The sequence below is a fragment of the Acinetobacter sp. AR_0276 genome (assembly GCF_003000705.1).
Taxonomy (GTDB): domain Bacteria; phylum Pseudomonadota; class Gammaproteobacteria; order Pseudomonadales; family Moraxellaceae; genus Acinetobacter; species Acinetobacter nosocomialis.
This window is the reverse complement of the sequence record NZ_PSQO01000004.1, coordinates 2076559-2090059: the sequence shown is the minus strand read 5'-3', so window position 1 is coordinate 2090059 and position 13501 is coordinate 2076559. Positions and strand designations below refer to the sequence as shown.

15 protein-coding genes and 1 pseudogene are annotated in these 13501 nt (G+C 36.3%); 3 read left to right on the top strand and 13 right to left on the bottom strand.

The genetic code is table 11. The annotated features are described in order from the left end of the window. Window positions 1–31: 31 nt before the first annotated feature. The 6 genes from CSB87_RS10810 to glnK all read right to left on the bottom strand — a co-directional run bounded on the left by CSB87_RS10810 (window position 32) and on the right by glnK (window position 5533). Window positions 32–691, bottom strand: a complete 660-nt coding sequence (locus tag CSB87_RS10810; RefSeq protein WP_002048938.1) for a riboflavin synthase — start codon at window positions 689–691, stop codon at window positions 32–34. Window positions 692–733: 42 nt separating this feature from the next. Beyond that, window positions 734–2026, bottom strand: a complete 1293-nt coding sequence (locus CSB87_RS10805; RefSeq protein WP_001083669.1) for a DNA adenine methylase — start codon at window positions 2024–2026, stop codon at window positions 734–736. Then, complete coding sequence (gene ribD, locus CSB87_RS10800; protein ID WP_031952207.1) at window positions 2023–3108, bottom strand: bifunctional diaminohydroxyphosphoribosylaminopyrimidine deaminase/5-amino-6-(5-phosphoribosylamino)uracil reductase RibD; 1086 nt, start codon at window positions 3106–3108, stop codon at window positions 2023–2025. Before ribD ends, CSB87_RS10805 begins: the two co-directional genes overlap by 4 nt. 15 nt (window positions 3109–3123) lie before the next feature. Further along, entirely contained in the window at window positions 3124–3582 is a 459-nt protein-coding gene (gene nrdR, locus CSB87_RS10795; protein WP_004710970.1) for a transcriptional regulator NrdR, read from the bottom strand. Window positions 3583–3742: 160 nt separating this feature from the next. After that, complete coding sequence (locus CSB87_RS10790) at window positions 3743–5137, bottom strand: ammonium transporter (RefSeq protein WP_031959572.1); 1395 nt, start codon at window positions 5135–5137, stop codon at window positions 3743–3745. 57 nt (window positions 5138–5194) lie between these two features. Then, window positions 5195–5533, bottom strand: coding sequence for a P-II family nitrogen regulator (glnK, locus tag CSB87_RS10785; protein WP_000780326.1), 339 nt, complete (start codon window positions 5531–5533; stop codon window positions 5195–5197). Window positions 5534–5812: 279 nt separating this feature from the next. On the opposite strand from glnK, the gene CSB87_RS10780 reads away from it, so the two are divergent. Both CSB87_RS10780 and CSB87_RS10775 read left to right on the top strand, forming a co-directional pair. Beyond that, window positions 5813–6040 carry an accessory factor UbiK family protein gene (locus CSB87_RS10780; protein WP_002048939.1) on the top strand — a complete coding sequence of 76 codons (228 nt, stop codon included), beginning with the start codon at window positions 5813–5815 and terminating at the stop codon, window positions 6038–6040. 65 nt (window positions 6041–6105) lie between these two features. Further along, window positions 6106–6951 (top strand): annotated as a pseudogene (locus CSB87_RS10775) (YifB family Mg chelatase-like AAA ATPase); the annotation flags it as partial. A gap of 396 nt (window positions 6952–7347) precedes the next feature. Here the strand turns inward: CSB87_RS10775 and CSB87_RS10770 are convergent. Then, window positions 7348–7905 carry a TetR/AcrR family transcriptional regulator gene (locus CSB87_RS10770; RefSeq protein WP_031952200.1) on the bottom strand — a complete coding sequence of 186 codons (558 nt, stop codon included), beginning with the start codon at window positions 7903–7905 and terminating at the stop codon, window positions 7348–7350. Between the two features lie 73 nt (window positions 7906–7978). On the opposite strand from CSB87_RS10770, the gene CSB87_RS10765 reads away from it, so the two are divergent. Continuing rightward, a complete protein-coding gene (locus CSB87_RS10765; RefSeq protein WP_050488917.1) occupies window positions 7979–8797 on the top strand; it encodes a hypothetical protein in 819 nt (272 codons plus the stop codon). A 233-nt stretch (window positions 8798–9030) separates the two neighbouring features. Here CSB87_RS10765 and CSB87_RS10760 read toward each other — a convergent pair whose 3' ends face one another. From CSB87_RS10760 to CSB87_RS10735, 6 genes are all read right to left on the bottom strand, one after another. Further along, on the bottom strand, window positions 9031–10191 hold the full coding sequence (locus CSB87_RS10760; protein ID WP_031952197.1) for an MFS transporter: 1161 nt from the start codon (window positions 10189–10191) through the stop codon (window positions 9031–9033). Next, window positions 10181–10933: a serine O-acetyltransferase EpsC gene (epsC, locus tag CSB87_RS10755; protein ID WP_050488916.1), complete on the bottom strand. Its 753-nt coding sequence runs from the start codon at window positions 10931–10933 to the stop codon at window positions 10181–10183. Before epsC ends, CSB87_RS10760 begins: the two co-directional genes overlap by 11 nt. Next, on the bottom strand, window positions 10930–11511 hold the full coding sequence (locus CSB87_RS10750) for a LysE family translocator (RefSeq protein ID WP_031952195.1): 582 nt from the start codon (window positions 11509–11511) through the stop codon (window positions 10930–10932). Before CSB87_RS10750 ends, epsC begins: the two co-directional genes overlap by 4 nt. Before the next feature lie 13 nt (window positions 11512–11524). Further along, a complete protein-coding gene (locus CSB87_RS10745) occupies window positions 11525–11803 on the bottom strand; it encodes a YciI family protein (protein WP_031952194.1) in 279 nt (92 codons plus the stop codon). A 2-nt stretch (window positions 11804–11805) separates the two neighbouring features. Further along, window positions 11806–12537 carry a 2OG-Fe dioxygenase family protein gene (locus CSB87_RS10740; RefSeq protein WP_050675553.1) on the bottom strand — a complete coding sequence of 244 codons (732 nt, stop codon included), beginning with the start codon at window positions 12535–12537 and terminating at the stop codon, window positions 11806–11808. Window positions 12538–12677: 140 nt separating this feature from the next. Then, window positions 12678–13500, bottom strand: a protein-coding gene (locus CSB87_RS10735) for an IS5-like element ISAba27 family transposase (RefSeq protein WP_076611894.1) whose coding sequence is annotated in 2 segments (ribosomal slippage) — window positions 12678–13118 and window positions 13120–13500 — 822 coding nt in all. Because the reading frame shifts where the segments join, the coding sequence is not laid out codon by codon here. Window position 13501 lies beyond the last annotated feature (1 nt).

The window sequence follows — 13501 nt, the reverse complement described above, 5'->3', positions numbered from 1 at the left end:
GTCCGGTTTTTTATTTTAGCGATTTAAAACTTTATTTTAAAAAGCCATTTTCAGCTAAGAAAGCCATACTAATATTTGACTCGGTTTTTTGTTCAGCAGCTTTATCACCCAGTAATAAACGCTCAATATAACGCGCTAATACATCGACTTCTAGGTTAACTTTGCTACCGACTTGCCAAGTTCCAATATTGGTACGTTCTGCTGTGTGCGGAATTAAGTTCAAACTTAAAATATTACCGCGTAAATGATTAATGGTTAAACTAATACCATCTACTGTCACAGAACCTTTCTCTGCTAAGTATTTAGCAAGTTCTACAGGTGCTGTCACTTCATAATAAATTGAGCGAGCATCTTCACGGACTACGGTAATTTCACCTACACCATCAACATGACCACTTACAATGTGTCCACCAAAACGGGTTGTTGGCAGCATCGCCTTTTCCACATTGACACGTTGACCCACTTTCCAGTTACTTAAAGTGGTACGGTTTAAACTTTCGCGAGAAACATCAGCTGCGTACCAGTTGTCTCCCCACTCAATAACGGTGAGACAGATCCCATTGGTTGCAATTGAGTCACCTAAATGTACATCCGACATATCCAAATCGGTTTGAATACGTAAACGCACATCGCCACCTACACTTTGCAGGCTTTCTACTTTACCTAAACTTTCAATAATGCCTGTAAACATGGCTCAATCTCCAAATCTTTTACACTGCTTAAATTGCAGCGCTTACCAAAGTGCGAGCTGCGTACTGTTACCTGAAGTATCTACACCACCTAGCTCGGCAAAGTGGTAAAGCTGGCCTAACAACTGACGTAACGGCGGCCCTGGTTTGGCATGAGTATCTGTAATCACAATAAACTCAAGCACACGTGCGCGCTCTGACTGACGTTGTTTACTTACGCGATAACGTGGAACATCTTGAGTCAATAAAGTGACTTTTCCACGCTCCAGATTGGCCATCAGTAAGTCTTTTGGCTCAATATTACCATCGGTCGAATAACTGGTCAGAATATAACGTGCATTGATGGTTGAAAGTAATTTTTCATACGCATCTTTTGCATGTTTAGAAGAGTTATAAGGACTTGGACGTTCTTTACGCCATGCACGGTCAATACCACTCTTATAGCCTTTCGTATCTGGCGGTGGTAAATCGACTTGATCCCATAACGTCAATGCATTTAGAACATGGTAGTTACTACTATAAGCATGCTGGTTATAAGGTGGATCAAGATAGGCTACATCTACTTCAAAACCGCTCATCTGGTTTGCTAAATGCTGAGCATCTACACACCACATTTCAGCAGCAGGGCGTTTACGGTCACCAATCTCACAAAAACGGCTCGGTGTGAGCCACAGCAATGATTCAATTCGTTCTAAGGCCGTTTGTGTACGTCCGCCCCACCCTTGGTGGAAGCTTTTAAATACACCACTGGTATTACTCACAAAACTTGCCGAATAGAGTAATGGCGCAAGCAAGGCACTCATTTCTACATCATTAATTGCGCCTTGTGCCTGCCATGTTGCAATCTGCTGGCGAATCGCATCAATGCGCATACCATTACGACGCTTAAAGAACAAACGGTCACGAGATGGATCATAGACATCATCATTACGAGGGCAAAGGTTATGCGTTACCCAACCTTTAACCTCAGGTAAGCGGTTTAAATAATCGATGGCTTTCTGGTAGCCACCAAGCTCTTTAAACGCGGGTGCATCGACACACGCTAAAATTGCATGATTTAAAGCATGGCTATAAGGTTCCCAGTCATTTGCAATGACTCGGTAACCGTTTTGGCGTGCCAAGCGAGACACCACACCACTACCTGCGAAGAAGTCGGCAAAAATCGGAGGATTCTTTTTCTTGCTGTTCAGCGTCCCTGTAATTTCCAGAGCTTCTAAAATCAAGTGGAGCAATCGGCGCTTGTTACCCAAGTATGGTACAAGCTGATGAAAAAGATATTCGTCTGTCGTGCGGGCTGCATGACGACGTTTGTGGTAAACCGAAGGCTCTGAATTCATACTTTCTCTTGCGTAGGGATTAACCTTAAGCGTATATCTTGATCAAGTTGTATTACATCAAGAAGTTTAAAACGAAGTTGCTGTGCCATATATTCAAAATCTGCGTTGAACATGGCTCTTGCACTTTGCCCCAATAAAGTCGGGGCAACATAACTGATCATTTCATCTACCAAACCTTTTTGCAAAAAGACGGTAGACAATGTTGCGCCAGCTTCAACCAGCACATCATAAATTTGGTATTGCTTAGATAAGGCCTGTAATAGTGTTTTTAAAGGCTGAATTTCTAATTGTATCACGCCTAAGTCAGCAAGTTCCTGACGATATGGCCCCATCACCATGACAGTTTCAGGATTTTCTAAAATTTTAGCAGTGAGCGGTAAACGCCCTTTTCGATCTAGAATTACCCGTTTTGGCTGCGCAACTGTTTCGATATCAAGATTATGGAGTGACCGTACATTAAGCTGACAGTCATCAGCAATCACAGTATCAATACCTGTAATCACGGCACCTGAAATCGCACGCCAATGTTGGACATCTTGACGAGCAGCAGAACCAGTAATCCACTTCGACTCACCCGATGCCATTGCAGTACGCCCATCTAAACTAGAAGCAACTTTTAAACGCACATATGGCATGCCCGTAGACATCGCTTTTAAAAAGCCTTGATTAAGTTGAGCTGCCAAATCTTCACAAATCCCGATTTCTACTTCAATACCGGCATTTTTTAAGATCTGAACACCTTTACCTGCAACAAGCGGATTGGGATCGGGACATGCCACCACCACTTTTTTAACCTGTGCTTTAACCAATGCTTCAGCACACGGCGGGGTTCGTCCATAATGAGCACACGGCTCAAGCGTCACATAAGCAGTTGCGCCTTGTGCTTGTTCACCCGCCTGACGCAGCGCAAAAACTTCAGCATGAGGTTGACCAGCTTTCGGATGAAAACCTTCACCAATCACTTGATTGTCTTTGACAATAACACAACCGACATTTGGATTTGGTTTTGTCGAATAGAGTCCTCGTTTGGCAAGTTCAATGGCTTGCTGCATCCAGTACTGATCTTGTTTCAACTCAGACATATAAATCTCAAATGATTAGTGTTCACGTTGTTGCATTTGCTCAATTTGACGGCGAAACGCTTCAACATCCTGAAAGTCTTGATAAACCGAAGCAAAACGAACATAGGCAACATGATCAAGTGCAAATAAAGATTGCATAACAATTTCACCAATAGTTCTAGACTTAACATCACGCTCACCTAAACGGCGAATCTGCAATTGAATATCGCTCAGAACCGTTTCGATCTGCTCTTGTGTCACTGGACGCTTTTGTAAAGCATGCATAAGTGAACGACGTAGCTTGGCTTCATCGAACGGTTCATTCTTTCCATTCGATTTGATCACACGGGGCATCACCACTTCATAGCTTTCAAAAGTGGTAAAACGTTCACCGCAAACTACACACTCACGACGTCGACGAATCTGACAGCCTTCTGCGGCTAGCCGAGAATCGATGACTTTACTATCTGCGGCGTTGCAAAATGGACAATGCATAGCGGACTTAATAGGGTCAATTACTTTGACCTAGTGTAGCAAAATTTCTACGCTTACTGAACCAGCATTCTATGAGACAAAAAAACAGCCCTGAGCCAGATCAAAGCATCGCTTTGATCACAGCCCAAGACTGTTTTTAGTACAGCAAATATATTACGAATTATTCAATACGTTCGCCATGTTGGCTTAAATCCAGACCCATACGTTCATCATCGGCATTAACACGCAGACCAATCACCACATCAATTACTTTAAGAATAATGAAGGTTGCAATACCGCTGTAAACCATAGTTGCAAGTACACCTTCAACTTGTACCCACAATTGGCCTGCAAATGTTGGTGCTAAAGTCACACTAGCTGCTTTAATGATTTCATCACTATAGAACACGCCAGTTAAAATCGCGCCGACAATACCACCTACTGCATGTAAACCAAAGGCATCCAATGCATCATCCGCTTTGAGTAAACGTTTAAGTGCTGTAATACCCCAGAAGCAGACTACACCACCGATTAAGCCCATCACTAGAGCTCCGCCTACGCCGACGAAACCTGCTGCTGGTGTAATCACAACCAAACCAGCCACAGCACCAGATGCACCACCTAATACAGAAGCTTTACCACGAATCATACGTTCTACAACTAACCAAGAGAACGCAGCAGCAGCGGCAGCAACTTGAGTCACTAAAATTGCCATACTTGCACGAGCACCAGCGCCTAACGCACTACCACCATTAAAGCCGAACCAACCTACCCAAAGTAAGCTTGCACCGATTACAGTTAAAGTTAAGTTATGCGGTGCCATAGATTCACGGCCAAGGCCAATACGTTTACCAAGCATGTAAGCTGCGACTAAACCAGCAACACCAGAGTTGATATGTACAACTGTACCACCAGCAAAATCTAATGCGCCTGCTTTAAATAACCAACCATCTGTTGCCCACACCCAGTGAGTAATTGGCGCATAAACCACAAGTACCCAAATTGTAATAAAGGCCATGAAAGCTGAATATTTCATACGGTCAGCAATCGAACCACTCAAAATTGCGACAGTAATGATGGCAAAAGTCATTTGGAAAATAACAAATAAGCTTTCAGGAATTGTTCCACTTAGTGCGTTAAAACCTACGCCATTGAGCATAGCTTTAGACAAGTCACCAAAGTATGCACCTGTGCCAGAGAACGCGAGTGAATAACCAGCAATCACCCAAAGCAAACTTACCAAAATTGCAGCAGAAAGGCTGAACATCATGGTACTTAATACGTTTTTCTTACGGACCATACCGCCGTAGAACAATGCCAAACCAGGAATCGTCATCAACAGTACTAAAGCTGTTGAAACTAAAATCCAAGATGTATCGCCTGTATCGAGTTTTGGTGTCGGTGCTGGAGCTGCCGGAGTTGCGGCTGCTGGTGCTGCTGCAGATGTTGCAGGTGCTGCAGACGTTGATGTTGCTGTAACCTCAGATGTCGGTGTTGTTACAGTCTCTTCTGCCCAAGCGGCAGTACCACCCAAAAGTGCGCCTGTTAGACTCAGCGCCATAAGCATTTTTTTCATTCGTGTCCCCCAACCTCATTTGCGAGCTATTTATTGCTCAGCAAGCTTTGTGCCAATTTAGACAGCATCTGGTCCTGTTTCACCCGTACGGATACGGATGACTTGTTCCAGGTTAGTCACAAAAATCTTACCGTCACCGATTTTCCCAGTGCTTGCCACACGAGTAATTGACTCAATTACTGCGTCGACCATTTCATCGCTAATCGCAATTTCGATTTTTACTTTAGGTAAGAAATCAACCACATACTCCGCGCCGCGGTAAAGTTCTGTATGCCCTTTTTGACGACCAAAACCTTTAACTTCAGTTACGGTAATCCCTTGTACACCAATGTCAGAGAGTGCTTCACGCACATCATCTAATTTAAACGGTTTTACAATTGCAGTTACAAGCTTCATGTTTGTTTCCTTCGGCTTCTTTTCACCAGTAAGGTTTTATGTTCAATTTTCATGCCAATATTTCAAAGGTTGGAGGAGATGAATCTTTTGCATGAGCTTTCTTTATAACCTATTTAGTTATCAAGATGTAGATGAGCTACTAAAAATAAAATGAATTTGCAGTCCTGTTTTTATTTCATTTTATCGTTATCCAATATGGAAAAGCCAAGAAGCCTATATACGAGGTTCAAGCAGTGTTAAACTGGCAAGCATAAGGTAATACAACAGTTTGGATATCTCATGCTAGAAACTCTATTACAGGCTATTTTGGAACAAATTGACGAGCCTAAAAAAGATTTAGAAAAAAACTTACGTGCATTATTAAATGAAACTGTCGAGAAATTAGACCTCGTGTCTAAACAAGAAATCGAAAGACAAAAAACTGCACTTCATTTAGCCAACCAACGTTTAGAAGAGCTACAAAAACAAGTAAGTCTATTAGAAGAAACTTTAAAGAATAAAAAATAAGCACCAATGTAGCGCACTTATACTTTACAACGATTAAAAATTAAGCACCACAATGGAACAAGAAGATGTCTTTTTCTAAAATTTATACTCGGGGACTTTTAGGCTTGCATGCGCCTCTCATTGAAGTAGAGGTACATGTGAGTCAAGGCTTACCTTCTCTAACGATCGTAGGGCTTGCTGAAGCAGCAGTCAGGGAGAGTAAGGACAGGGTTCGCTCAGCGATTATTAATAGTGGATTTCAGTTTCCGACTAAACGGCTGACTATTAATCTTGCTCCCGCAGATTTGCCCAAAGATGGTTCACGTTTAGATTTACCGATTGCATTAGGGATATTAATTGCCTCAGGTCAGCTTCCAGAGAACTGCACTGAAGACTTTGAATTTATTGGAGAGTTAGCACTAGATGGTCATGTAAGATCTATTTCAGGTGCTTTAACTTTGGCAATGGCCTGCCAACAAGCCCAGCATAAAATTGTTTTACCCCAAGATAATAGTCAAGATATTAGTCATTTACCAAATCTTGAGTGTTATCCGGTTAGTCATTTAAAAGAAGTTTGTGAACACTTTTTAGGAAATACCAAGCTATCTCAGGTGCAATCATCTTCCCGCTCAAATGACATGCCGTATAAATTTGACCTTGCTGATGTAAAAGGTCAGCTACGTCCACGTCGTGCACTGGAAATCGCAGCCGCTGGAGGGCACTCCCTGCTCTTTAAAGGACCACCGGGTACAGGTAAGACTTTACTCGCCTCACGTCTTCCTTCAATTTTGCCACCACTTTCTACTCAAGAAACGCTTGAAGTTGCTAGTATTTATTCGATTTCAAATACGCCCCATACTTTTGGGCAGCGTCCTTTTCGTGCACCCCACCATACAGCATCAGCAATTGCACTAGTTGGGGGCGGCTGTCATTTCCAAAGAACTGTGCGACATTACAAAGAACTATGCGACAATTTTACTTGCCTATGAACGTCAGTGAAGATAACTTCAATTGATTATCCAGTAATCCCACCCTAAAGTAATAAGAATCAAATGTAAATTTTTCCCTTAAGATACAAGTATAAGATTCTGCACAAAAACATATAAACTTCATGTATTTGTCAGTCTAAAACTTTTCAAGATATTGCGAAACACTCTCGAAATAGAGCTAAAGATTTAGGCTGAGATTCGATTCAAGCATTGGAATCTAAAAGTGGAACTGAGTAAAAAAGTGATTCATGAAAGAAGTTTATTATATGGATGTTACCAATCATTCTATGTGAAAAACTTTAAAAATATAAAAAATCTTGGTAATCGAAAAGCAAATCACTAATTGATTCTCTTTGAAATTAACTCTTCTACAATCCTCCAAGCACTTTTAATGGATTGTTTATTCTTAAATAAATTTTCGTTTACTATAGCACCATCCAATATAAATCTAATCTGAAAAGCTAAGGACTCAGAATCCTTTACATCCATATCATTCAAAATAGTTAGAATTTTATCTGTTGCCCATTTTTTATGATTCATGGCAATAGAAAAAGCCTCATTATCATAAGGTAATTCATCACTGACCTTAATAAACATGCAACCAAAAAAATCCTCTCTATTAAACCAGTCTTCATACCAATTAAAAAAAATTTTAATTTTATTAATACCTTGCTCATGTGTATTATTTAAATAATTGTTAATACTTTCTCTTATTAAGCTATCACGCATTTTTAGTGACTCATGGATCAAACTTTCTTTACTAGGAAAGTATTTATAAAAAGTCATTTTAGCAACTTTTGATTCAGAAATAATTTTATCAACCCCCACATTGACATAACCAAATTCATTAAAAAGTTCAATAGCTTTCAATAAAATATCTTGCTTTTTTTTCGACATTGATTACCTCGAATTAGTTGACAATGATTAAAAGAAATACAGAATAGTCTGTATAACTACAGGAGAAGGTTCTATGAATAGTATGATAAAAGAAAAAGCCAACGCAAGAGTAATGACCTTACAATTACTAAAAGATACGGTCAACACAGCTACATGGCATGAAAATTCTTCTATTATCAACGACATAAAAAAAATTTTAAGTAAGCATAAATTGTTTAATCATCCCATCATTAATTCATTAAATAATGGTAATTTTGATCTAGAAAAAAATCAAAAAATTCATTTAGAATACCAAAATGCAATTGTTGAAATATTTACAGATGCTTTATTAGCTGCACAGCTAGCAGCGAAAGAATTAGATCAATTATTTAAACCTACAGTAAAAATGTACGCCAGATTTTTACTATCATTCAATATATCTGATGAATTTGGATTAGTACAAAATCAAAAATATAGTATGTCGCCTTTGAATTCTCATTTTTGCCTTTATAAGCAAGTCTTATCCCAACTTAATATTTCAGAAGAATTGTCTAAAAACTATAAACTTTCAGAAGAATCATCAATACTAAGAGAAAGTTTAGAAAATTCGTATAATTCCTATTGCGATGTAATCCTATTATTGGCTATAGCAGAAATGCAAGTGATAAAATTTTCCGCACCTTTGAAAAAATCTATTAATTATTTAAATATTAATACTAAGCAGGGTTATTATGATGTTCATGGTACTACGTTGGATGTAGATCTAAACGCAGCAGATGATGAACATGAAGATGACTTATGGATTTTACTAAATCAGATCATACACTTCAAACAACTAAGTGATGTTAAGGCTAAAGCAATAGATTATTGTGATAATTGGTATAATTTCTGGACTAAAATGAATGAAATTTAGTATCGAGAGTATATTGCAAGATATTAATATTTCTTAGTTATTATAATTAAGACAAGAGCATATATTTCTTAATTATGAGTTAGCCATAACGTAAGGATTGAGAAGTATTCTTTAGATTCAAAATATCATTCTATAGAGCTTCTTTAATTAAAGTAAATTCGAGATATTATTAGTACTAAACTATTTGTTATGGCCTATTAAGCAATACGTTAGCTTAATAGGCCTAAAATTTCTTATAAAGTCAACTTAGTGCTTGAGATCCGGATCAGGATCATTAACACAAAAGCTAGAAATGTTGGTAATGCAAAAAATATAAATTGCTGAGAAAAATTAAAATTAGATGATAAGATCAAACCTCCAACCAAAGGTCCAAGTATTGCACCAACTCTGCCAAATGCTGCCAAAATACTAACTATAGTAGGTGTATTATAATTCTTAAAAATATCAGTAGCAAATACATGAATTGTAGCCATGCAACCAACTGTTGTACCACCAATTAAGATCAAAAGGCTATACAAAACAGTATTGGATGAGGATAAAGAGCCTAAAGATACAATAGCTAGTGAAGCAATTAAATAACTAAATATAAGTGTTTTATATTGACCACTTATATCAGCAATTTTACCAATTAATATAGTGCCAAAGAATGTTCCAATATTCAAAATTGATAAAAATAAAATCCCCAAGAGCTTATCATTTGTTTCCATTTCAATTGTTTTCGGCAACCATGAATATACATTATAAACTGCCATTGTAGTACACATAAATATTAAAGCAAGATATGTAAATTGAGTTAAGTTTATGCTTAATCTTGTTTGTTTTCTTCCCGCCTGAATCTTGTTATTAATAATTCTTTCTTCAAAAAATACAAATATTAAAAGAGGTAAAAATAGAGAAAATGCTGAAATAAAAAATAAAGTTCGCCACCCCAATATATCTATAAAAAAATAACTCATTAACCCTGAGAGCAATGCTCCAATCCCATAAAAAGATAAAACAGTATTTATCATAAGATTTTTGTTAGTTGTTTCTAAAGTATTGTTAAGATACACAACCAAGCATGGAATAGCTGCCCCTAACCCAATCCCAGTACAAAACCTTAATATAATAAAATCAATATAGTTGCGACTAAATCCAGTTAATACCATGAAAAGACTAAAAATAGAAACTGAAATTATTAATATTTTTTTTAGGCCTATTCCCCCCATTTGTCCTAAAGTTAGAGCACCAATCATCATACCAAGTAAAGAAGAAGATCCAAGTAAACTTGCTTGAAAATAGTTAAGATCAAATTCAACAAAAAGATTAGGTAAAATAAACCCAAAAATGGCAAGATCGTATCCATCAAATAATACAATCAAACAACTAATAAAAATAATTAATTTATTCTTCATACCATTTAAAATTCCATTTATATTCAGTGTTATGTGGTGAATTGTGTCTGACAATTTTGGCAGGAATGCCTGCTACAGTAACAAATTCAGGAATTGTATCTAACACAACAGAGGATGCAGCGACTCTTGTACCAACATTGATTTTAATATTTCCAATAATAGAGCAATGCGAGCTTAATAAAACATGACTGGCTATATGGGGATGCCTACAACCTAGGCTTTCTTTTCCTGTCCCTCCCAGTGTTACACCATGAAACATTGATATGTAATTTTCCATAATAGTTGTTTCACCAATCACTACTCCTGTTCCATGATCTATGAATATGCTGTGGCCAATGCTAGCTGCGGGATGTATATCAATTCCTAAACTAGAATTAATAAAGTGATTTATTTTCCTTGCTAGTAATTTATTATTTAATTTCCAATAATAATTGCTAACTCTGTACCATGCCAAAGCATGAAAACCTTTATAAAAAAAAATAGCCTCATAGATATTTTGGCATGCAGGGTCTCTAATTAGAATCGCAGATATATCAAGTGCAATGTATTCTCCAATCTGAATATCTGCTTCTAAAGCATTTTCTATTATAGTTTCCCAGTGAGATTTTTGGTGAAAGAAATATGGGTTATTAGCCGTAAGCACATGAACTAAAAGAGAGTTAAAACTTTTAAATTTTATAGAAAAGTTAGATTGCTCTGTAAAGTTATCATATTTTTTAAAGATAATATCTTGAATTTTCATATCGTAACAGCATAAGAGTAGAATGTTGTCAAAACCAATACTAAAGCCATAAATTTATTAAAAATACTAAGAAAATTATTTGATAACTTTCTTTTCATTATTACGCCTAAAGCAACCCAGATTAAGTTAGATACAACTGATACAGATATTAGAAAAAATATCAGATATAACAAATTATACAAATAACTTTCATTTACCATCCAAAAGTTAGTGACAATGGCAAAAATCAATATCAAACCCTTAGGGTTTGATATTTGTAGCAACGTGGATTCAAAAAAATTAATAGGCTTCTTATTTTCTGCATCAAAACTATTGTTTTTAAATATTTTATAAGCTAAATAAAGAATATAAACAAAGCCAAAAATCTTTAGTCCTATAAGAAGAAATGGTGTTTCATTAATAAAAAAACCTAAACTTGATGTACCAATAATAATTAGCAAACCAAAACCAAACCATATTCCTAAAAGATTAGGGATAGTTTCTTTAATTCCATAATTAATACTAGTGGTTAAGAGGACTATGTTATTAGGACCCGGAGTAACCAGAATAGCAAAAGAAAATAGAAAAAGACTAAGCATATATTCCACTACATTACACCCCTATTTTAACAACGTGCCATTTTTTTATTTTAAAGTCGATTACCATTTTATTTTTATAGTAAGGATCAGATTCTAAAAATTTATTAATGACATGTTCATTATTAACTTTAAATACAATCATTCCTGCATCTAAATCAACTCCAATTGCACCAGCTCCAACAATAAAACCTGATTTAAAATATTCATCAACAAGTTTTAAATGTGCTTCTCTATAGGGTTTTCTTAAGGATTCAAAATTATCAATGAAACTATATAATAAAAGATAATACATATTTATTTACTCACATTAGCATATAGTTTTTCTTTGCGAACGTCTTTCTCTTGATAATTAACCCCGTGTTCAGGAACTGTGAGAACAATCACATCGCGATAACTTGGTTCATTTTTCATTAGCTTTTTAATGGGTGAAGCACAGTGAATAAAGAACTGATCATTATGAGTGATTAAAGAGCCTACCTCTAAAGTTTCATTTAATAATAAATTTTTATCATTATCCCAATATACAGAGGAACCAGAGTCATCTTTAATATTATGTCTATTAACTATAAAAACACCTGTCCAATCTGTTCCATCTTTATGAGCACCTTCGGGAGTGGGATTTCCCTCATCAGTGGTTCTAATTTGATGAATTGAGAATGTTTTAACCTTAAATGGAATGTTTTTTATCCATTCTTTGATCATAATATCAAATGAATGACTATTAATAAAACTTAGAGGCACATCATCATAGTCTCTTTGAATGCCTCCGTAAGATTCAATATTATTTACATAATTAGGTTGATATAAAGGAATCTTATCTAGTAATTTATATTTACCATCAGAACCTATTTCAACTCTAGATGTTGTTCTATACCTTGAACCTTTTGAAAAATATTGATCATAAGGAACAAACATAAAAGATGCTTGGATTTCAACTAGATCTAATTGAGGCTTCTCTATAATTAAAATTGGATCTTGATTGAATTTTCCAATTATTTTATCTTTACAACGTACTAAGCTATACATAATATTTCCATCCTTTATTTAAGTTATCCATTATAAAACTTCCTTCAATATACGATTGAAAGTCACTTAAAATATTAACAACGATAGGATGTTGCGTATCCATTAATAATTTATCTATACTAGACCTCTTGCGAAAGTCGTTATTGCAAGTTCATCCGATTTACCAGTGCAGCGATTAAGTTAATGCGTAAACCGAATCTTTTCCGTCTATTTCGATAGCGTTCACTTAATATTCTAAATGTTTTCAATTGACTATTAATATGTTCGATCACAACTCGTATTTTTCCAATCATTTTATTGTACTTTTTCTCAACATCAAATAAGGGTAAATTCTTCTTTTTCTTTATTGGCATCAATAATTTAAAGCCATCTTGCTCTAATCCGTAGTACCCTAAATCGGTCATAACATATTTACAATGTTTGAATTTTTTAACCGTTCTTCTTGCCAATTTAATGTCATGCTGACTGCCATTCGATATATCTAGCCCTATGATTTGTTTGCTGTTCGGATGATAGATCACTTGTGCTTTTAGCGTATGTTTCTTCTTTTTACCACTGTAGAACTTACTCTGATTTTTTTTTCGGACGTTCTATTGAACATTCTGTCGCATCAATAATGACCCAGTTAAACTGTTCGTCTGCTGTGGTAATGCTTCGTTTTGGCAGAGTAAACCGTCTTGATTTCATCAATGCATCTTCAACCTTTTTAATGGTTCGATTCACATTACTTTCAGCGATATGGTAATTTGCAGCCAACTCCAATTGAGTGCTGTAATTCCGTAAGTAATTGAGTGTTAATAATAATTGATCCTCTATAGCTAAAGTATGAGGACGCCCAGATTTCTTTTTAAGTGATTCTACTTCTTTTAAAACTTCGATCATTTCACTAAAAACTGGTCGAGGTACACCAACCAAGCGCTGGAATTCAGAATCTGAAAAACGATTTAATTTCTGATATCTCATG